This window comes from Arcicella sp. BE140 (assembly GCF_031456255.1).
GTDB lineage: Bacteria > Bacteroidota > Bacteroidia > Cytophagales > Spirosomataceae > Arcicella > Arcicella aquatica.
Window position 1 is genome coordinate 132,001 of sequence record NZ_JAVDUE010000002.1, and the last position, 20,013, is coordinate 152,013.

The window sequence follows — 20,013 nt, forward strand, 5'->3', positions numbered from 1 at the left end:
ATGCTCTACCGTATTGGATTTAGTGATTATTAAATCTATTTGTTTCAAAATTTGCAGGATATTGATACAATTTAATACCATTGTCAATCGTGTATTAAGATAGTATTGAGGTGATTTTAGAAATAAAAAATTGTATTTAATTACATTAATTTCACAAAACATATACCTTTGTATAATTATTAATAATTTTATATTTTTTATAAAAAAATTGTGATAACTCGACGATTTTAAATGAATATTCGCAAGTTGCCCTCAGCCAGTCACGCTTTTAAATATCCTTTATTGATTAAAAGTATCCTTGCTTATTCTACAATTTTGGAACCTAACAACGAAATTGTTTATAAGGACTCGTTACGATATAATTATTTCGAACTGAATCGAAGAGTTCGAAAACAAGCAAATGTTTTGAAAAACATGGGGCTGGATGGTGGCAAAACTGTTGCTGTCATGGACTACGATTCTCATAGATACTTGGAATGTTTCTTTGGTGTTCCGATGACGGGCAATGTATTACATACCATCAATTGGCGACTTTCACCTGCTCAGATATTGTATACTATTAATCATGCTGAAGACGAAGTAATTATTTGTCACGTTGATTTTTTGCCACTTTTGGCGTCTTTAATTGATGAAATAACTACCGTTAAAAGTATTATTGTTTGTACTGATGACGGCGAATATATTAATAATACTTCGTTACCAATAATAGGTGAATATGAAGCTCTATTAGAAAATGTTGCGGATGAATATTACTTCGAGGACTTTGATGAAGATGCCGTAGCCACTACCTTTTATACTACAGGCACAACAGGCAATCCTAAAGGGGTGTATTTTACTCATCGACAGTTAGTGTTACATACATTATCCATCAGCGTAACATTCAGTGCGATTGCTGGTGCATGTCGTTTTAATAATACCGATGTATATATGCCACTTACACCCATGTTTCATGTACACGCATGGGGGTTTCCTTATGTCGCTACGATGTGTAATACTAAGCAAGTGTATGTTGGCAAGTTTGATCCTGAAATGGTATTGAAGTGTTTTGTAAAAGAAAAAGTTACCTTTTCACATTGCGTACCTACTATTTTACAAATGTTTGTCTCACATCCAGCTACTCAACAAATTAATTTATCTCAATGGAAAGTAGTCATTGGAGGTTCTGCTTTACCAGAGGCTTTGGCCAAAGCAGCTTTACAAAGAGGAATAGATGTAATTACGGGATATGGGATGTCTGAGACCTGTCCGATTTTATCAACAGTGTACTTGAACCCTGAAGATGCAAAAAATCCAGATATAGATTTTCAAGTGAAAGCCCGTACGCGTTCTGGAACACCTGCTATTTTAGTTGATTTACAGTTGCTAACAGAGAACGGAAGCATTGCTAGTAAAGATGGAGAAACAATTGGGGAAATAACAGCAAGAACACCGTGGTTGACACAAGGGTATTTTAATGAACCCGAAAAGTCGGAAGATTTGTGGGAAGGAGGGTGGTTGCATACTGGCGATGTGGCTACAATGAATCAACATCATTCATTGAAAATAACTGACAGAATAAAAGATGTGATTAAGTCTGGAGGAGAATGGGTAAGCTCTATCGCCTTGGAAAGCCTGATTGGCAAACATGAAGCTGTTCAGGAAGTGGCAGTAGTGGGGATTCCAGATACAAAATGGGGCGAACGCCCACATGCCATGATTGTATTGAAACAAGACCAAAGTCTGACAAAAGAAGAATTAAAGAATTTCTTGCAAAAGTATGTGGATGATAAAACAATCACTGCATGGACAATCCCAACATCGGTTGATTTCGCCAAGGCTATCCCGAAAACATCTGTCGGAAAAATTGACAAAAAAGTGATTAGGACTTTGTTGCCAATCTAAAGAAGAAAAATCTTTCATAACGATTTTATATAAATGCTTGATTACTGAAACCTTGCTCGGATTCCGAGCAAGGTTTTTTGTTTGTATCTTCGCCTTTCAAATTGTTTATTAATAGCCATTGTTGGATATTAATTTTATATTTATAGACATTCTCATTCAATTATTCGAACAAATAGATGATACAAAATACTTCCATAAAAAACCGATTGTTTCCCGTTTTTCTTAAGTTAGAAGAATTAAATGTTTTGCTTGTGGGCGGAGGAAATGTGGGTTTAGAAAAACTTTCGGCGATGCTCAATAATAGTCCTGATGCTAAAGTAACTGTGGTGGGAACGATGATAAGACCCGAATTGAGAGAATATGCGCAGAGTTTTCCACAAGTAATTATAGAGGAACGGAATTTTGAGTATAATGATTTAGATAATAGAGATTTGGTGATTTTGGCAACGGATAACCCCGAATTGCATGCAAACATCAAACGCAGTACCGCTGAAAGACACATCTTATGCAATGTAGCAGATACACCAGCCCTTTGTGATTTTTATTTAGGGTCAATCGTACAAAAAGGAGATTTAAAAATAGGCATTTCGACCAATGGAAAATCGCCCACGATGGCAAAAAGGATGCGAGAGTTTTTAGATGATATTATTCCAGATGATATTCAACAATTATTGGACAATTTGCGAGAAATCCGAAAGTCAATTAAAGGCGACTTTCAAGAAAAAATTAGGGTGTTGAATGAAGTAACAGAAACAATGATTAATAAAAAGTAACTTATAGATAATAAATCAATGGAAACGCTTAAAATTCTTAATGCTAGTCAGATAAGAGCCTTGGATGCTTTTACGATACAAAAAGAAGGAATTTCTTCTATTGATTTGATGGAAAGGGCTTGTGCTACTTTTGTCAATTGGTTTGGTCAAAAATATTTTTTGAATACAAAATTGTGTGTCAACATATTTTGTGGCTTGGGGAATAATGGGGGAGATGGTTTAGCTATCGCTCGTTTATTAAAGCAACAGGGCTTTTGTGTAAAAGTTTTTGTTGTGCAATATACCGACAAAACAAGTGCTGATTTTGATATAAACCTGAAACGCCTTCAAAGTTTTGCTAAAGTTAATTTCATCAAGACCGTTAACGATTTTACGTTATTTTCGGAAATTCAACAAAATAACATTATCATTGATGCCCTATTAGGGGCTGGAATCAATCGGTGTGTTGAAGGAATCTTAAAAGAACTTATCAATACCTTAAATGAAACGCCAGCCATAAAAATTGCCGTAGATATTGCTTCGGGGTTGTTTATGGATAATGCAAATGATAAAGAAGATGTTATTTTCAAGCCTGATTTTACTGTTACTTTTCAGTTGCCCAAATTGGCATTGATGTTGCCTCAGAATTATGAATTTGTAGGTGAATGGGAAGTGCTTGATATTGGCTTACAGGAGCAAATGATTAATGAACTCCCATCTTATTATTTTTATACAGCGCAAATTTTTCCTAAGCATCGCAAAAAATTCTCTCACAAAGGCACTTATGGACATAGCCTGATATTGGGAGGATCAAAAGGAATGATGGGAGCCGCCATTTTATCTGCTAAGGCTTGTTTGCGTTCGGGTGTTGGTAAACTTACTTGTTATGTGCCAGATATAGCTTATACAATAATGCAAGTTTCTGTGCCAGAAGCTATGACGCTAACTACTTCAGATGACTTGGATTTTATTTCAACACACTTTACCGAAAAAGATTTCGAACACTATCAAGCTATTGCTATTGGTCCGGGTATCAGCACACATCCAGATGTTTATAAAATGTTGGAAAGCGTAATAATCGCCGCTACCAACAAACCAATGGTCATTGATGCTGATGCTTTGAATTTACTTGGAACAGAAGAAGGCAGAAGTTTATTAAAACAATTGCCTCCTAATACTATTTTGACACCTCATCCTAAAGAGTTTCAAAAATTATTGGGATTGACATGGAAAGATGATTATGACAAGCTGAGCTTACTGCAACAGTTTGCTAAAAAGCATCAAATATTTGTAGTATTAAAGGGTTATCAAACGGCTGTTGCTACTCCCGAAGGAGATGTTTATTTTAATTCAACAGGCAATGCAGGCATGGCAACTGCTGGAAGTGGGGATGTGTTGACGGGTATTATTGTAGCATTATTGGCACAAGGGTATTCAGCCAAAGAAGCGGCTATTCTAGGCGTTTTTAAACATGGCGAAGCAGGAGATTTAGCAGCGAATAGTCGTGGACAAATGGCTATGATTGCGAGTGATATTATTGATAACTTGAGGTGGTAAAGAGATGATTGATTGTTGTAAGTGATTGACTATTTGTATTTTATCGTATAATTATTTAATTTAAAGCAAAATTAAAAAACATGTCAGATTTAGCTTTATTTTCAAAACTATCTAGTTTACCTGAACATCTTAAAATAGAGGTGATAGATTATATTGAGTTTTTGGAAAAAAAATATCAATCATCTAAACTTCATCCTAAAGCAGGGTGTATGAAAGGCACATTTAAAATGCAAGATGATTTTGATGAGCCATTAGATGATTTTAAAGAATATATGGAATGAAGTTGTTACTTGATACGCACACCTTTATTTGGTTTGTTGAGAATGATTTAAATTTACCCGACAAACTAAAAATAGAAATAGAAAATCCTGTTAATGAAATTTATATAAGTGTTGTAAGCCTGTGGGAAATTGCTGTAAAGGTAAGCCTTGGTAAGTTAGCAATGACCATAGATATACCTAAACTTATTATTAAAATTGAAGAATGTGGTTTCTTCACACTTCCGATTTTGGCAGAACACATTGTGCGTGTATCTTCTCTGCCATTTCATCATCGTGACCCTTTTGATAGAATGTTAATCGCTCAAACGCTTTGTGAAAAAATGACAATCGTTAGTAGAGATGGTTCTTTTAGTGAATATCATGTTGACTTGCTTTGGTGAATATAAATATGCTAACAACCTTCAATAATTCAAAATAGCGTCATTCTTTTTGCCAACAAAAAAAGGCAAACCTAAGCTTGCCTTCTATCAATATTTTTAACGATTGACGTTATTATTTCAATACCTGATAAACAATAAATGCTGAAATGTAAGCAAGGCCAGTCATATAGAATAATTGAATGGCTGGGTATTTCCATGATTTAGTTTCGCGATAAGTAATTGCGAGCGTACTCATACACTGCATCGCAAAGGCATAAAAAATTAATAGTGAAAAGCCCAAAGCTGTATCATACATGGGTTTACCCGTTTCAGGATTGATTTCGGCACGCATTCTGTTCATTACCGTAGCGTTTTCATCATCTACTTCGCCACCTAAACTATAAATGGTTGACATCGTACCTACGAATACTTCACGCGCAGCAAAAGAGGTGATTAAGGCAATCCCAATTTTCCAATCATATCCCAAAGGCTTAATCACTGGTTCAATTACTTTACCAAAAACACCAGCATAAGAATTTTCTAATTTCTGAGAAGCTATTTTATTCTCCAACTCGATACCCGTCAATGTTGGGTTTTCTGCTTTTATTTTAATTTCAGCTCGTTCAATCGCATCACCCGGTCCATAACTTGCTAATACCCAAAGGACGATTGAGATAGCCACGATAATTTTACCAGCTTGAAAAACGAAAGCTTTAGTAGAATTCCAAATTGTTATGGCAACATGTGAAAACCTTGGCCCTTTATAAGAAGGCAATTCCATAATGAAGTAACTTCTTTCTTTTACCTTTAAAAGTAGCTTCATAATCCAAGCCGAGACCAATGCAACAAAGAAGCCTAATAAATACAAAGCAAACAAGGCTACTCCTTGTAAATTGAAAATACCAAATAAGGAACTCGTTTCTGGCACCACAAGGGCAATCAACACGGTATAAATTGGTAAACGTGCCGAACACGACATTAAAGGCGTTACCATGATGGTAATCAGTCGGTCTTTCCAAGAACTAATACTACGCGTACTCATGATAGCTGGTACCGCACAAGCAACCCCTGAAATTAAAGGCACAACCGATTTCCCACTCAAACCGAATCTACGCATGAGTTTATCCATGATAAACATTACTCTCGACATATAGCCTGTTTCTTCCAACATTGAAATAAAGAAGAACAAAAAAGCAATTTGAGGAATGAAAATCAACACGCCACCGATACCCGAAATCAATCCGTCGGTGAGCAAATCGGTTAGTTTAGAATCAGGAAGTTCTGCTTTGAGAAACTCGTTGAGTGAGGCTATGCCTCCATCAATCAAATCCATCGGATAAGTTGCCCAAGTAAAAATGGCTTGGAAAACGATAAATAGAATGGCTAAGAAAATGAAATAACCCCAAAAACGATGCAAGAATATTTTATCAAGGCGGTCTGTCCAAGTATTGATAGGGTCTTCTTCAACTGGCATTTCATGTAAGCAGTTATCCACAATTTCATTCAATTGTGCATACCTTGCCATAGTTTCCTTTGACTGCGCCTCTTGGGTTTTCCAACCATACTTTGTTTGCAGTTCATCAAAGCCTACTCTTTGTTGGGTATTGAATTGCCTTAAATTATCATGTTCTGAAAGCCAGAGTAAAGCATGATAATCGTCAGTATCGCCATATTTCTGTTTGATTTCGTCAACCAATTCACTTGAATAAGTCATTGGTAGGGTATCATTAGAATTATAGCCAGATGCCAATGTTTTATTCACCGCCAAACGTAAACCGTTTAATCCAATGCCTTTTTTAGCATTCACTTCGGCAATTTCAACATTCAACTCACGTGCTAATTTTACAGAATTAATTACAATTCCTTGATTTTCAGCAACATCAATCATGTTTAGCGCTAGTACAGTAGGAATTCCCAAATCACGTACTTGGCTAAAAAGCAATAAATTACGCTTAAGGTTGGATGCATCCACCACAACAATGGCTAAATCTGGATAGTCGGGATGTTTTGGGTTAGCCAAAATATTGATAACTACTTGTTCATCCACAGATTTAGGATAAATACTATAGATACCTGGCAAATCCAGAATTTCAGCATCATCCCCACTTTCTAATTTCCATTTACCAATTAGTTTGTCCATCGTCACCCCAGGAAAATTACCTGTTTTCTGACGCAGGCCAGTTAGCGAATTAAATAATGATGATTTCCCAGCGTTTGGATTACCGATGAGAGCTATTTTTGGAGATTTTTTCAATTTTTTAAATTAAATTAACGGCAATTTTTTGAGCGAACTTCATATAAAGAGGCTTTAAGCTCAGTAATTGAGATGATGACACTGAATTTTTGCAGTTTTTGATAATTGCCTTTTCATACAGAAACACACAAATGCCATCTTTCAATTACTGTTAAGCAACTACAATCGTCGAGGCCTCATCTACTCTCATCGAAAGTACATACCCAGAAACCTTAACAGCAATAGGGTCACCAAAAGGAGCAATATGTGTCATGGTTACTTGTGTGCCGGGTAAACAACCCATTTCAAGTAATTTTAAGGACAACCCCTCGTCTGTAAAATTAACGATAATTCCTCTTTCTCCTATTTGTAAATCTGCAATGGTTTTCATGGGCTTTATTTATCAGTACTCAACTGAATAGAAATTCAATTCTAAAAACAGAATCAAATGGTCAATTTCATGTAATCTTGAAATGATTTATTTAGACTTATTCTAAAACAAATGCAAATTAACAAAGAGTTCCTTCATTAGAAACAATTAATGACTAAAATCATTTTGGAATGTCAAAATATTATTTTGTTTCATGACCAAGCGTTTTGTTTGTGTCGTAACTTTGCAAAAAAATACGCAAAATAGACAATTGCTTATTCCGTAGCATGTATAAAGAGATTAAAGCTTTAATAGAAAAGGAAATTACGCTTGAACTAAGACAAAAATATGCGCTTAATGGCATGCTGTTATATATTGTTAGTACAGTGTATGTTTGTTATTTGTCTTTTCGGATGAAAGCTAATCAAATCGATAAAATTACGTGGAATACGCTGTTTTGGATTATTTTATTATTCACAGCAATGAATGCCATAGCCAAAAGTTTTACCCAAGAGCGATATGGAAGGCTTTTGTATTACTATACTTTGGCTAGCCCTGTAGGTATTATTATTTCCAAAATTGTTTATAATACTCTTTTGATGTTAGTATTAGCGTTGGCGGGTTTTGGGGTATATGCTGTAGTGATGGGTAATCCAGTAGAGGATATACCACTGTACTTAGCAAGTATAGTATTGGGGGCAGTAGGGTTTTCGAGTACACTAACAATGATTGCTGGTATTGCATCTAAAGCAGAGAACAGTGCCACCTTGATGGCTATCCTTAGTTTCCCTGTAATACTACCAATGCTATTAATGTTATTGAAAATATCTAAAAATGCTTTGGATGGGTTAGATAGGGCAAGCAGTTTAGATGAAGTATTGATGCTGTTGGCGATAGATGCCATTGTGTTGGTATTGAGTATTATTCTTTTTCCTTTTTTGTGGAGGAGTTGATTGTGCTAGACTTTAGGACTTGAAGATTTTTGGACTTTAGGATGTTAGACGCTAGATTTTAGACTTTAGATACTAGACACTACAAGATAGAAGGTAGTAGTATAATAAGTAAGATAGACGAGTAAGAATTAATAAGTATATAAAAGATTGATGGTAATATATTAGGTAAATGGAGGTGCGAAAAATGCTAAGTAACGGGTCAGCGAATTATTCAAAACTCATCGCTCACAATTCATCACTCTTACCAATCACAAATAAGTATAATGAAACAAAACTGGTATAAAATCTTGGCCGTTGTGCTATTGGCCTACGTAGTAATTTGGGGTTTTCTAGGACGTATCCCTAGTCAGCCTATTCTTCACGAAACCGCTCGTAATCTTTATTTTCATGTGCCTATGTGGTTTGCAATGTTTGCTATGCTAGGTGTTTCGGTATGGAATTCTATCCAATATCTTCGTAATCCTTTAATGAGTTTTGATGATAAAGCATCTGAATATGCCAATACAGGGATTGTTTTTGGGATTGTTGGTATCGCAACAGGCAGTATTTGGGCAAGATATACTTGGGGTACTTGGTGGACAAATGATGTGAAACTGAATGGAGCTGCTATTGGACTGTTAATCTACTTCGCTTACATTATCCTCAGAGGCTCTTTTACAGATGAACAGCAAAGGGCAAGGATTTCAGCAATTTATAACATCTTTGCGGTAGCTTTGTTGATTCCCTTATTGATTATTTTACCAAGAATGACAGATTCTCTGCATCCTGGAAATGGTGGAAACCCAGGTTTTAAACCAATGGATACGGAACATACAATGAGAATCGTTTTTTATCCTGCCTGTATTGGCTGGATTTGTCTGGCTTTTTGGATTACCAGTTTACGACTAAGAATTAGAAAATTGATAGCATTGAATCAAGATTAGAAATATGAAAAAATCACTTTCGTTAATTATTTGCTTACTGATTTCTGTAAGCCTTTTTGCTCAGGATAATGCCGCAGGAGAACCTGAAATGGCCGATAAATTATTTGCTGACGGTAGAATTTATGTAGTAGTAGCAGTCGTTGCAACCATTTTTGCTGGAATTATTGTTTACTTAATAAATCTTGATAGCAAGATTACTAAGCTAGAAAAACAACTTAAAAAATAGCGGTGAGCTTTGAGCTATAAGCTTCAAGCTTTTTTGGAATGAGTAATAGAGAAGTTAGATGTTGGCTTGCCAATGTGATTGTCAGCCCAATCACTAACTCACAATTCACTCATTCACAATTCACTCAATCACAAATATGAAAAAGACTCATATCATCGGACTTATCGTAATTGCTATTGCAGTTGCCATTCTTGTTTCAACAGGTACAGAAGCAAGTACTTATGTTGATTTCTCTGTAGCTGAAAATATGGCTAAAGCAGGAGACAATGACCAAGTACACGTAGTTGGGAAATTAAAAAAAGACGCTTCTGGTAATATTCAAGATTTGGTTTATAACCCTGTATTAGATGCCAACCATTTAGAGTTTATGCTTATTGATAACAATGGTCGTGAACAAAAAGTAATCTATAATGCCCCTAAACCACAAGATATGGGCAGAGCAGAGCAAATGGTGATTATCGGGAATATGGATGGCAATGTGTTTAAATGTGAGAAAATTCTGCTAAAATGTCCTTCAAAATACCAAGATGGCAAAGTAGAATTTAAGGAAGCAAAACCCGAAAAACAGTCATAATTCTTTTGATATTAAAATAGCTTTCAGCCATCAGCTTTAGGTTATCCGAACATTGCGATAGCAACTTTATCAACAATTTTGGAGTGGGTATTTAGGTCTATTCAACCCTACTCCAAAATCCCAATTCCCTTTATGTTACATACAACCATCGGAAATATTGGTCATTTGTTTATTATTTTGTCCTTTGTGACATCATTAATTTCAACAATTGGCTACTTCAAATCAGTACAAACGACTGATTTATTACAGCAAGCTTCTTGGAAACGCTTTTCGCGTTTTGCTTTTTATATCCACGGAGCGGCAGTTGTAGGAGTTATAGCAGTCTTGTACACCATTATTTACAAGCATTATTTTGAATACCACTATGCGTGGTCACACTCATCAAAAGCGCTACCCGTTTATTATATTGTTTCTTGTTTTTGGGAGGGTCAAGAAGGTAGCTTTTTGCTTTGGATATTTTGGCATGCCGTACTGGGTGTCGTATTAATCAATACCAATAAACATTGGGAAGCGCCCGTAATGGCCATATTTGGGGCAGTACAGGTGTTTCTATGTTCTATGATTTTAGGCGTAGTATTGCCGTTGATTGATTTAAAAATAGGTTCGTCTCCATTTTTATTAATGCGTGAAGCCATGCCCGACCTACCAGTATGGGCGATGAAGCCAGATTTTATACCCGAAGATGGTAACGGTTTGAACCCATTACTTCAAAACTATTGGATGGTTATTCACCCACCAACCCTGTTTTTAGGTTTTGCTACTACCTTAATTCCTTTTGCTTATGCTATTGCGGGGCTTTGGAGAAAAGAGTTTAGTGAATGGATTCGTCCAGCTTTACCTTGGGCTTTAGTATCGGCCTTGGTATTAGGCGTGGGTATTATTATGGGGGGCTATTGGGCTTATGAAACCTTGAATTTTGGAGGATATTGGAACTGGGATCCTGTTGAAAACGCTTCGTTTGTGCCTTGGTTAGTATTAATAGCAGCCATTCACTGTATGATTATCTACAAAAATAATGAAGCTGCCCTTCGTACCTCTTTTATCTTGGTCGTAGCAACATTTATCTTGGTTTTGTATTCAACCTTCTTGAATAGAAGTGGTATTTTAGGAGAAGCATCCGTTCACTCATTTACTGATTTAGGGCTTTCTGGTCAGTTATTGATTTATATGTTATTCTTCTTGTTCGTGGCAGTGGTATTGCTAATCATCCGTTGGAAAGAAATTCCATCAGATGATAAAGAGGTAACAACATATAGCCGTGAATTTTGGATTTTTATGGGTGCTACTACGCTTTGCTTGTCGGCTTTCCAGATTATTGCCGCTACATCATTGCCAGTGTATAATAAAATTGTAGAAGGCTTAGGATTTGTTTCAAAACTAGCACCACCCGCAGATGCACCAACCTATTATTCTAAATTTCAATTATGGTTTGGCGTAGGCATTGCTGTTTTCTCTGGGATTGGACAAGCATTTTGGTGGAGAAAAATCAAGAAAGAGACGCTTAGTAAACATTTACTTACACCACTTTTGTTGAGCTTAGTGTTGACATTTGTAGCGATATTTTTTACAGCTAAAACACAAGTCGGAGATTTTTTCAGTACGCCAACTTACATTACCTTATTGTTTGGGGGCATTTTCTCTATCATCACCAATGGAAGTATTCTGTTAGATATTTTCAAAGGAAATTATAAATTATCAGGCGGAGCAGTTACACATATTGGCGTAGCTATGATGCTGTTAGGAATCTTGTTTTCTTCGGGTTATTCAAAAGTGGTGTCTATCAATAATAGTGGTTTTGCTATTTCTGAAAAAGATGAAGCCTTTACAAAAGATAATGACAAAGAGAATAAAGAAAACGTCATTCTGTGGTTAAATACACCGTCTGAAATGAGTGATTATACACTTACTTATAAAGGTGTAAGGGTAGAAGGACGAGAACTGCCTGAATACCTTCATCCGAAACAAGTAGAGTTAATCGAGAATGATTTCCATGCCGTAGCTTTAGAAGACATCGTTCAACAAGGAAAGAAATACTATTCAGCGGGCGATACTTTACCAGTTTTCCCTGAAAATAAATTCTATGAAATTGATTTTAGAGACAAAGAAGGGAAAATAACAACACTATATCCAAGATTTCAGATTAATAAAAAAATGGGTAATGCACCTTCGCCAGCCTTGAAACATACGATTGGCGGTGACCTTTACACTTATGTAGCATTAGCCCCAAATTTGGAAGAAAAGGAGTGGAGTAAAACAGAAAACTTTACCGTAGCACTGAAAGATACTTTCTTCTTGAACGACTATGTGGCTGTGTTAGACCAAGTAAAGCGTGTAGATACGTATGAAGGCAAACCTTTAGGCCCTAACGACGCAGCTGTACAAGCTACCATAAAAGTAATGGGCAAAGACTTTAGACCTTATGAAGTTAATCCTGTATTCGTAATAAAAGAAGGTTTGGTGGCAATGCCTTCGATAGAAAATGATGAAATCGGGGTAAGAGCTAAATTTACAAATATCGACCCTAAAACTGGTCAGTTTGGTTTTGCTATCAATACTACTCAACGAGATTTTATTATCTTAAAAGCTATCAAAAAGCCATTAATCAACCTACTTTGGCTAGGTACTTTTGTATTGATTATAGGCTTTGTAATGGCCATTATCAGAAGATACCGAGAGTTTAAATTAATGAGAGATAAAGGTTTTTAAGTGACAAAGGTTAACGCTTGGAGATTTAACATTGAAAAGCGTTAGCCTTTAATATATTAACATTTAAGATTATTATGAGTAAGAAAGAAATACTTCTACTTTTCGCAGCCATTGGCTTTATCATCATGTGGATATTAGATTTACGTGCTGGTTTACCCGCAGGGCTAGAGCCTACCTTCTGGAATAAAATATTTTATCATTATTCATTCTTAATGTTTGCGATGGTTTGTTTGTTTTATTTCCAATATACCAAGCAAGTTCGCTTGAAGAAAGAAGAGGAAGAAGCAAAAAATAAACCTGCCGAAAAGCCTAAAGATGATAAACAAGCCCAAAGAAAGGCATTAATGAAAGGGAAAAAATAAGTGATTTTTAAAGAATTCTTTCTATATTTGAAAAAGAAATAACAATTCTGTTAGGTATATCTCTAAGCTCCTAACCCAAAATATGGACTCCCAACAAGCACTAAGTATAATTATCGCCATTATAGCCTCGGCATTTTTTTCAGGGGTAGAAATGGCCTTCGTATCTGCCAATAAACTGTACTTTGAACTCCAAGCCAAACAAGGAGTAATCACGGGTCAGATTATCTCAAATTATCTTAAAAATCCTTCAAAATTTATCGGTACTATGCTTATCGGAAATACGCTTTCCTTGGTGGCCTATGGTATTTTTATGGAAGGATATTTACATCATGAAATAGAAGCCTATTTGCCCATTTCGGGAATAGCGGCTGGATTAATAGCATCTTTTATTGGTACTATCATCATTTTAGCTACGTCTGAGTTTACGCCCAAAAGTATTTTTTTATTAAATCCTGATGGATTTTTAGAAGTACTAGCTATCCCAATTCTGATTATTTATACGTTGATGTACCCATTAGTTTGGGCAATCGTAGGGTTGTCTAAATGGTTCATTAACAATGTGTTACGATTGGAGTATTCAGAAGAAAGACCTGCTTTTGGTTTGACTGATTTGAATAATTACTTACAAAACCTTAATCGAAAAATATCAACAGAAGAAGAAGCGGAGGTTGATACAAAGATTTTCAATAATGCCCTTGAATTCAAACAAGTACGTGTCCGCGACTGTATGATTCCAAGAACGGATATTGTAGGAGTGGATATCGAAGGGGGTATTGAGGAATTGAAAAAAGTATTTGTAGAAAGTGGGCATTCAAGAGTACTTATTTACAAAGAAACGATGGAGGATGTATTGGGTTATTGCCATTCTTTGGCTTTGTTTAAAAAACCCAAAGAAATTCAGAGTATTCTTACGCCTATTCCTATTGTGCCAGAGGCTATGCCTGCCAAAGATTTATTATTCCGTTTTTCTAAAGAACATAAATCGTTAGCTTTGGTAGTGGATGAATTTGGAAGTACTGCTGGTTTAGTAAGTATGGAGGACGTAATGGAACAGATTTTCGGTGAGATTGAAGACGAATACGATGATAATGAAAACCTTACCGAAAAGCGAATTGAAGAGAAAACCTATTTGCTTTCGGCAAGATTAGAGATAGACTATTTGAACGATAAATATGACTGGAATCTTCCAGAAGGGGATTATGATACCCTAGGCGGAATGATTATTAGCATTAACGAGGACATTCCAGAGATTAATGAAACAATCATCCTACACCCATTCAACTTTCAAATCATTGAAATGACAGATGCTAGAATTGATATTGTTAAGTTGATGATTATAGGAGATATCGAAAAGAAATCAGAATCTTTTACGATGAAACACTAGGTCATCTATAAGATTACATTCATTAAAGTCTGGCTTTTCATTTCTGTTTCGTACCATTCTTTCACAGGGTTAGAATCTGCCGTGATGCCACAGCCTGCAAAAAAAGTAGCGTGATTTCCTTGAATTTTTACTGTTCTAAGGTTGACAAACAGATGACTTTCGTCTTTGATATTTACAGGGCCTAGAAAACCACTATAAAATTCGCGATGGTGGAGTTCTGTTTCAGCAATCAAACGCAAGGCTGGTTCTTTGGGCATTCCGCAAACAGCCGAAGTTGGATGAAGTAATTCAAGCATGACAGTGCCTAATTGTGGAAAATTTAGTGCTTTCGTATCAACTTTAAAGTCGGTTCGTAAGTGCATCAAATTCCCAGCCTGTACAGTTTTAGGGCCACTCTCACAATATTCTCTCAAACGGATTTTCTTAAAACATTCAATCACATACCTGCTTACAAAGGCTTGTTCTTCAATTTCTTTATGTGACCAACGAATGCTGATGGGTGAAAGCATCTCACCATTATCACCAATGGCAGATTGAGTACCTGCTAAAGACATCGTTTTAAAAATGCCTTGACCATCTACGCTTACTAAGGTTTCTGGGGTAGCACCCAACCAAATGGCTTCAAATTCTGGTAAATAGACTAAAGAAATGAAGGCATTTGGATAGGCTTTGCACAATTTCTGGAAAGCATCAATAATTTCAAAACTTTCGGGCAAAGTAACGTTTTTAGTTCTTGATAAAACTACTTTTTGCATTTCACCATTTTCAATGGCTATAATAGCTTTGGAAACCATTTCTGCAAAAATCATTTCATTATATAAGCCACCGTTCCATTTTTCTAAGCTACTGTCTAATGAATGCTTAGGACTTATATCCTCCTCTTGTTTCGCCGCCGAAGGTTCTATTGTTTCTTCGTCTGAATAATGTAGGTATTTTTTTTCAAAGATTGCTGCTTCTAGGGTTTTGCCTTTGATGTCATCTTCTATCTCGTGATTATTGGTATCAAAACGATAATATAGGTCACCTTTAAGGAATAAAGATTCACCCTGAAAAGGACTCATGACAAAGCCCGCCGGTAATTCATCTAAGTCTGTTTTTTTTCGCTGAGTACTCCCAGAAAGATCAATGATAAGTTGTTTCTCGGTAGATTGTGGCAATTGCCATAATGCCATAGGAAAACCTTCTGAAAAAGCCGTTTGCCAGAGTTTTGCTAATTTGTTTGTTTGTTGTAAAATATGAAATTCCGAAGTCGGGGTCATATCCAGAAGTTTTTAGTGATGTATTATTGATGTAAAAATAACATCTTGTATAGTAATGAGGTTTCAGAAAACTTAAAATTTTCGCGATATTTTATAAGATGTTGATTATTAGTAATTTGTATTTTATTGATATGCTTCCACTATAAACGTTTTTCAATAATGGCGGTTGTCAGTCTACTAGCACATACTAAATCTCCTTTTTCATCGGTTATTTTTATATCCCAAACGTGCATTGTTCTTCCGATTTTCAAAGGGGAACATTTTGCATAAACATAGCCCTCACGTGCAGACTTTAAGTGGTTCGCATTGATTTCAACTCCTACTGCAGCAAACTTATTATGATCCTCTAAAACCATCCATGAAGCAATACTTCCTAATGATTCTGCTAATACTACTGAAGCTCCACCATGCAATAATCCCATAGGCTGTTTGGTTCTTTCATCAACAGGCATTTTAGCACAAATATAAGTATCGGTAATTTCAGTAAATACGATTCCTAAGTAGCCAACCATATTACCTGTACTTCTTTCATTAAGTTGTTCGAGTGTATAGGATGTTTTTATCATGTTAGATGGTATGAATTATGTTCAAAAACTGTATTTTTGCGGGAAATTAGTCAAAGTAAATTATTATTTTATTGATTAACTTTATAAAATTTGAAAAAAGGCGTGAAATACTTTATTAAGATTGCCATAAATATAATCCTTCAAATCAATGTCTAACGACCAATCAAAAACTCCAAAAGTTAAAACCATTTATTTAATCCGTCATGGAGAAACAGACTTCAACCGTCAGGGAATAGTTCAAGGCAGTGGTGTAGATTCTGATTTGAATGAATTAGGACAAGCGCAGGCTGAAGCTTTCTATCAAAAGTATCAAGACATTCTTTTTGATAAAGTGTATACTTCTGCTTTAAAGAGAACCCACCAATCGGTAAAAAAATTCCTTGAAAAAGGGCTACCATGGGAACAACACGAAGGACTCAACGAAATAAGCTGGGGAGTACGCGAAGGAAAAGTGCCTAATGATATTGATAACGAATATTATAAAATATTAATAGACGGTTGGATTAATGGAAAGGTAGATATGCCTTCTGAAGGAGGAGAAAGTCCACTAGATGTACTAACTCGCCAGAAGCCCGTGATAGATTTGATTATATCGCGCTCAGAAGAAGAAACAATTTTGGTAGCCATGCACGGCAGGGCTATTAGGATAATCCTGACATTGTTGCTTGAACGCGAACTACATGAAATGGATACGTTTGAACATGCTAACCTTTGTTTATACAAACTTACTTATGATTATGAACAAGGTAAGTTTTCTGTAGAATTAGAAAATGACCTTTCACATCTAGACGACCTAATCGTTGAATAAAATCATTCAGGGAAATATGGCGTTAAAATACTTCAACACATATTTCCCTGAAATCTTCATTTCTTCTTTTATCCGTTTATCATCCCCACCTTCCGTTTACTGAATAATTCCATTGCTTTTTATTACATTGCCTTAATTTGTTATAAAAAAGGATAGAAGAAACGGTGGTAAATAAATTTATACGCTTTTATTTGAAGTGTATTTGAATAGATTAATATGTCTAGAGCTAAGTTATATTGGATTCTGCAAGTATTCGGCTGGTCAGCTTGGTTGGCCAACGAGGCCTTGATTTATTCGAATGATTTCGGTTGGTCTTTAGATTGGTTCGTGGCAGCATTATTAAATGTTGTTGTAGCCATTATAATTACACATAATTTCAGGAAAGTAATAAAAAAATACGGATGGGTAGAATTGCCAATAGATAGAGTAATCCCACGCATATTGATAGCGGTAGGGTTTATGTCGTTTTTTATGGCATTTGTAAACATTCCTTTAGATTCTTATCTATTGCGCGAAGAAGAAGGCCGAAACCTATGGTCGTTCTTTTTTGTCATGCAATTCATTTTTAGCTGGGCAAAGCCATTAATGATTTGGACGTTGTTTTATTACGCTTCACACTACTTTGAACGGAAGTCGGAAGTGGAAGTAGATAAAATACGGTTAGAATCATCGGTAAAAGAAACAGAATCGAAAGTATTAAGAGCGCAGATGAATCCGCATTTTATGTTCAATGCTTTGAATAGTATTCGTGCGTTGATTCTGGAAGAACCTGACAAAGCCCAGAAAGCGGTCACGCAATTATCCAATATCCTGAGAAGTTCTTTATTGGCAGATAGAAGAAAAACTGTTTCGCTGTCGGAAGAGCTAAGAACTGTTGACGATTACTTAGCTTTAGAGAAAATAAGATACGAAGAACGGCTGCAAATCAGGAAGAATGTTTATCCAGATACCATGCATGTGCAAGTTCCACCAATGTTACTACAAACGCTGGTAGAAAATGCCATCAAGCACGGTGTATCAAAGCCTGTAAAAGGTGGATTCGTAAGCTTGGAAGCAAAATTGGTAGGAAAGAATCTATTGATTATTATTAGTAATACAGGTATTTTAGAAACGACAGAATCAGGAGGCTTTGGACTAGAAAACACTGCCCACAGGTTAGAGTTATTGTTTGGCCCAGAATCTAAATTTAGAATTTATCAGGCTTCCAAAGAGGTAGTAACAGCCGAAATTACGATACCGATACCCTCAGTAGAACCAGAAAAAGACACACCGTTTTCAAAAATAACCAATATTGTAAAACCCAAAGTGACAATCTAATGTATGATTAGTTATAAAGGATAATACCGCTAATCAGAAACCATAAAATTAAATATGAAGGCTATTATTGTTGATGACGAACGTTTGGCAAGAAACGAATTAAAACGCTTGCTAGAGAATTTTCCTAAAATTAATATCGTTGGCGAAGCTGCTAATGCTGATGAAGCAGTAGTGCTTATTGACGAGGTACACCCAGATTTATTATTTCTGGATATTCAAATGCCAGGCAAAACAGGCTTTGATTTGCTAAGTGACCTTGAAGGAAATGTACCAGAAGTGATTTTTACGACGGCCTACGACGAATATGCTATTAAAGCCTTTGAATTTAATGCCCTAGATTATCTACTAAAACCAATAGAATTACACAGACTTAGCGAGGCAATTCAGAAAGTAGAGGAGGAGTTTGACCGCCAAAAGCAACTTACAGAAACTGTAAAAGACAATACAATCGTATTAACAGAAAACGACCAAGTATTTGTAAAAGATGGTGAAAAATGTTGGTTTGTTCGTTTAGGAAATGTGCGCTTGTTCGAGTCGATGGGTAATTATGTAAGGTTATATTTTGATGACCAAAAGCCATTGGTGTTAAAATCATTGAATGCCTTGGAAGATAGATTAGACCCAAAGACCTTCTTCAGAGCCAACCGTAAACACATTATCAATTTAAAATACATTCAGAAAATTGAGCCTTGGTTTTCGGGAGGATTACAAGTAACCTTACGAGAAAGCGGAGATAAAATCGAAATTTCGAGACGACAAGCCATTCGATTTAAAGAATTATTAAGTTTATAGACATTGATATGTTCATTAATTACAAAAGTTACCGTAATTGATGAACATATTTTTTTTGACATGAAAAAGCCAAGTATTGCTCAACTGCATAATCCTAATAATTTTTCACTGATTGAATCCTTTAGGATTGAAGAGATGATGAAGTTTTTGATGAGAGAGTTAGGAGTCAACCCTAATAGCTCGAATCAAACAAAAAAACCTCTTGCTCAAAAAATCTTTTTTGTGGTATTATTATTTATAGCAGGCGGTGCTTTCGGATATGTTATTGGTAAGCAGATAGGGCAAGCCAAAGTTGATGTTTGGCAAATAGCAGCAGCATTCCCAGTGTTAATATTTATTTTGTTACCAATTCACGAAGGCATTCATGGATTAGTATTTAAAATATTGGGTGCTGAAAAAGTAGGATTTGGCTGGACACCCAAAAGTCTGATGGTGTATGCTTATGCCCAAAAATTTGTGATGAGTCTAAAAGAAAACGCCATCGTGGCTGTAATGCCTTTCCTCGTAATTTCTTTGGGATTGATAATAGCCTTGGTCTTTATTCCTAGCTACAAGGTGTTGATTATTACAACTTTAATATTGCACACGTATGGCTGCTTGGGTGATTTTATCTTGATTAGGTATTACATGAAAAATCGCCATAAAGAAATGTTCACTTATGACGATATTGATGAGGAGGGAATGTCTTATTTTTTTGAAAAAGACTGATG

20 protein-coding genes are annotated in these 20,013 nt (G+C 35.8%); 16 read left to right on the top strand and 4 right to left on the bottom strand.

The features are described from left to right. Positions 1-231 precede the first annotated feature (231 nt). The 5 genes from J2Y60_RS03900 to J2Y60_RS03920 all read left to right on the top strand — a co-directional run bounded on the left by J2Y60_RS03900 (position 232) and on the right by J2Y60_RS03920 (position 4,851). Positions 232-1,881 (top strand): fatty acid--CoA ligase, encoded by a 1,650-nt coding sequence (locus J2Y60_RS03900; protein WP_309913542.1) that lies wholly within the window; start codon positions 232-234, stop codon positions 1,879-1,881. A gap of 176 nt (positions 1,882-2,057) precedes the next feature. Beyond that, a complete protein-coding gene (locus J2Y60_RS03905; protein ID WP_309913545.1) occupies positions 2,058-2,654 on the top strand; it encodes a bifunctional precorrin-2 dehydrogenase/sirohydrochlorin ferrochelatase in 597 nt (198 codons plus the stop codon). A gap of 18 nt (positions 2,655-2,672) precedes the next feature. After that, on the top strand, positions 2,673-4,190 hold the full coding sequence (locus J2Y60_RS03910; protein ID WP_309913548.1) for an NAD(P)H-hydrate dehydratase: 1,518 nt from the start codon (positions 2,673-2,675) through the stop codon (positions 4,188-4,190). A gap of 80 nt (positions 4,191-4,270) precedes the next feature. After that, the gene (locus tag J2Y60_RS03915) at positions 4,271-4,471 is read left to right on the top strand and encodes a DUF2281 domain-containing protein (protein WP_309913551.1); all 201 of its coding nucleotides are present in this window, start codon (positions 4,271-4,273) and stop codon (positions 4,469-4,471) included. Then, positions 4,468-4,851: a type II toxin-antitoxin system VapC family toxin gene (locus tag J2Y60_RS03920; RefSeq protein ID WP_309913554.1), complete on the top strand. Its 384-nt coding sequence runs from the start codon at positions 4,468-4,470 to the stop codon at positions 4,849-4,851. The genes J2Y60_RS03915 and J2Y60_RS03920 overlap by 4 nt, the downstream gene beginning before the upstream one ends. A gap of 112 nt (positions 4,852-4,963) precedes the next feature. Here the strand turns inward: J2Y60_RS03920 and feoB are convergent, their stop codons facing one another. Together feoB and J2Y60_RS03930 are read right to left on the bottom strand one after the other, a co-directional pair. Then, positions 4,964-7,084, bottom strand: a complete 2,121-nt coding sequence (feoB, locus tag J2Y60_RS03925; RefSeq protein ID WP_309913557.1) for a ferrous iron transport protein B — start codon at positions 7,082-7,084, stop codon at positions 4,964-4,966. A gap of 151 nt (positions 7,085-7,235) precedes the next feature. Beyond that, positions 7,236-7,454 carry a FeoA family protein gene (locus tag J2Y60_RS03930; protein WP_309913561.1) on the bottom strand — a complete coding sequence of 73 codons (219 nt, stop codon included), beginning with the start codon at positions 7,452-7,454 and terminating at the stop codon, positions 7,236-7,238. A gap of 266 nt (positions 7,455-7,720) precedes the next feature. On the opposite strand from J2Y60_RS03930, the gene J2Y60_RS03935 reads away from it, so the two are divergent. The 7 genes from J2Y60_RS03935 (at position 7,721) to J2Y60_RS03965 (ending at position 14,561) form a co-directional block, all read left to right on the top strand. Then, positions 7,721-8,386 (top strand): heme exporter protein CcmB, encoded by a 666-nt coding sequence (locus J2Y60_RS03935; protein ID WP_309913563.1) that lies wholly within the window; start codon positions 7,721-7,723, stop codon positions 8,384-8,386. A gap of 230 nt (positions 8,387-8,616) precedes the next feature. Beyond that, positions 8,617-9,309: a cytochrome c biogenesis protein CcsA gene (gene ccsA / locus J2Y60_RS03940; RefSeq protein WP_409014211.1), complete on the top strand. Its 693-nt coding sequence runs from the start codon at positions 8,617-8,619 to the stop codon at positions 9,307-9,309. A 4-nt stretch (positions 9,310-9,313) separates the two neighbouring features. Next, entirely contained in the window at positions 9,314-9,535 is a 222-nt protein-coding gene (locus J2Y60_RS03945; RefSeq protein ID WP_309913571.1) for a CcmD family protein, read from the top strand. A gap of 136 nt (positions 9,536-9,671) precedes the next feature. Further along, positions 9,672-10,109 (top strand): cytochrome c maturation protein CcmE, encoded by a 438-nt coding sequence (locus J2Y60_RS03950; RefSeq protein ID WP_309913574.1) that lies wholly within the window; start codon positions 9,672-9,674, stop codon positions 10,107-10,109. 132 nt (positions 10,110-10,241) lie between these two features. Continuing rightward, the gene (ccsA, locus tag J2Y60_RS03955) at positions 10,242-12,815 is read left to right on the top strand and encodes a cytochrome c biogenesis protein CcsA (RefSeq protein WP_309913577.1); all 2,574 of its coding nucleotides are present in this window, start codon (positions 10,242-10,244) and stop codon (positions 12,813-12,815) included. Positions 12,816-12,889: 74 nt separating this feature from the next. Then, a complete protein-coding gene (locus J2Y60_RS03960) occupies positions 12,890-13,177 on the top strand; it encodes a hypothetical protein (RefSeq protein ID WP_309913580.1) in 288 nt (95 codons plus the stop codon). A gap of 82 nt (positions 13,178-13,259) precedes the next feature. Continuing rightward, the gene (locus J2Y60_RS03965) at positions 13,260-14,561 is read left to right on the top strand and encodes a hemolysin family protein (RefSeq protein WP_309913583.1); all 1,302 of its coding nucleotides are present in this window, start codon (positions 13,260-13,262) and stop codon (positions 14,559-14,561) included. 5 nt (positions 14,562-14,566) lie between these two features. On the opposite strand, the gene J2Y60_RS03970 is transcribed toward J2Y60_RS03965, so the two are convergent. Both J2Y60_RS03970 and J2Y60_RS03975 read right to left on the bottom strand, forming a co-directional pair. Next, a complete protein-coding gene (locus tag J2Y60_RS03970) occupies positions 14,567-15,820 on the bottom strand; it encodes a chorismate-binding protein (RefSeq protein WP_309913586.1) in 1,254 nt (417 codons plus the stop codon). A 140-nt stretch (positions 15,821-15,960) separates the two neighbouring features. After that, complete coding sequence (locus J2Y60_RS03975) at positions 15,961-16,386, bottom strand: hotdog fold thioesterase (protein ID WP_309913589.1); 426 nt, start codon at positions 16,384-16,386, stop codon at positions 15,961-15,963. A gap of 148 nt (positions 16,387-16,534) precedes the next feature. On the opposite strand from J2Y60_RS03975, the gene J2Y60_RS03980 reads away from it, so the two are divergent. The 4 genes from J2Y60_RS03980 to J2Y60_RS03995 all read left to right on the top strand — a co-directional run bounded on the left by J2Y60_RS03980 (position 16,535) and on the right by J2Y60_RS03995 (position 20,011). After that, positions 16,535-17,194, top strand: coding sequence for a histidine phosphatase family protein (locus tag J2Y60_RS03980; protein WP_309913592.1), 660 nt, complete (start codon positions 16,535-16,537; stop codon positions 17,192-17,194). A 216-nt stretch (positions 17,195-17,410) separates the two neighbouring features. Further along, a complete protein-coding gene (locus J2Y60_RS03985; RefSeq protein WP_309913595.1) occupies positions 17,411-18,511 on the top strand; it encodes a histidine kinase in 1,101 nt (366 codons plus the stop codon). Between the two features lie 54 nt (positions 18,512-18,565). Next, positions 18,566-19,303 carry a LytTR family transcriptional regulator DNA-binding domain-containing protein gene (locus J2Y60_RS03990; protein ID WP_309913598.1) on the top strand — a complete coding sequence of 246 codons (738 nt, stop codon included), beginning with the start codon at positions 18,566-18,568 and terminating at the stop codon, positions 19,301-19,303. Positions 19,304-19,363: 60 nt separating this feature from the next. Further along, positions 19,364-20,011, top strand: coding sequence for a DUF3267 domain-containing protein (locus J2Y60_RS03995; protein WP_309913601.1), 648 nt, complete (start codon positions 19,364-19,366; stop codon positions 20,009-20,011). Positions 20,012-20,013: the final 2 nt, after the last annotated feature.

Coding starts and splice junctions, on each gene's coding strand:
- J2Y60_RS03900 (WP_309913542.1), top strand. CDS start 232: ATGAATATTCGCAAGTTGCCCTCAGCCAGTCACGCTTTTAAATATCCT.
- J2Y60_RS03905 (WP_309913545.1), top strand. CDS start 2,058: ATGATACAAAATACTTCCATAAAAAACCGATTGTTTCCCGTTTTTCTT.
- J2Y60_RS03910 (WP_309913548.1), top strand. CDS start 2,673: ATGGAAACGCTTAAAATTCTTAATGCTAGTCAGATAAGAGCCTTGGAT.
- J2Y60_RS03915 (WP_309913551.1), top strand. CDS start 4,271: ATGTCAGATTTAGCTTTATTTTCAAAACTATCTAGTTTACCTGAACAT.
- J2Y60_RS03920 (WP_309913554.1), top strand. CDS start 4,468: ATGAAGTTGTTACTTGATACGCACACCTTTATTTGGTTTGTTGAGAAT.
- J2Y60_RS03930 (WP_309913561.1), bottom strand. CDS start 7,454: ATGAAAACCATTGCAGATTTACAAATAGGAGAAAGAGGAATTATCGTT.
- J2Y60_RS03935 (WP_309913563.1), top strand. CDS start 7,721: ATGTATAAAGAGATTAAAGCTTTAATAGAAAAGGAAATTACGCTTGAA.
- J2Y60_RS03945 (WP_309913571.1), top strand. CDS start 9,314: ATGAAAAAATCACTTTCGTTAATTATTTGCTTACTGATTTCTGTAAGC.
- J2Y60_RS03950 (WP_309913574.1), top strand. CDS start 9,672: ATGAAAAAGACTCATATCATCGGACTTATCGTAATTGCTATTGCAGTT.
- ccsA (WP_309913577.1), top strand. CDS start 10,242: ATGTTACATACAACCATCGGAAATATTGGTCATTTGTTTATTATTTTG.
- J2Y60_RS03960 (WP_309913580.1), top strand. CDS start 12,890: ATGAGTAAGAAAGAAATACTTCTACTTTTCGCAGCCATTGGCTTTATC.
- J2Y60_RS03965 (WP_309913583.1), top strand. CDS start 13,260: ATGGACTCCCAACAAGCACTAAGTATAATTATCGCCATTATAGCCTCG.
- J2Y60_RS03970 (WP_309913586.1), bottom strand. CDS start 15,820: ATGACCCCGACTTCGGAATTTCATATTTTACAACAAACAAACAAATTA.
- J2Y60_RS03975 (WP_309913589.1), bottom strand. CDS start 16,386: ATGATAAAAACATCCTATACACTCGAACAACTTAATGAAAGAAGTACA.
- J2Y60_RS03980 (WP_309913592.1), top strand. CDS start 16,535: ATGTCTAACGACCAATCAAAAACTCCAAAAGTTAAAACCATTTATTTA.
- J2Y60_RS03985 (WP_309913595.1), top strand. CDS start 17,411: ATGTCTAGAGCTAAGTTATATTGGATTCTGCAAGTATTCGGCTGGTCA.
- J2Y60_RS03990 (WP_309913598.1), top strand. CDS start 18,566: ATGAAGGCTATTATTGTTGATGACGAACGTTTGGCAAGAAACGAATTA.
- J2Y60_RS03995 (WP_309913601.1), top strand. CDS start 19,364: ATGAAAAAGCCAAGTATTGCTCAACTGCATAATCCTAATAATTTTTCA.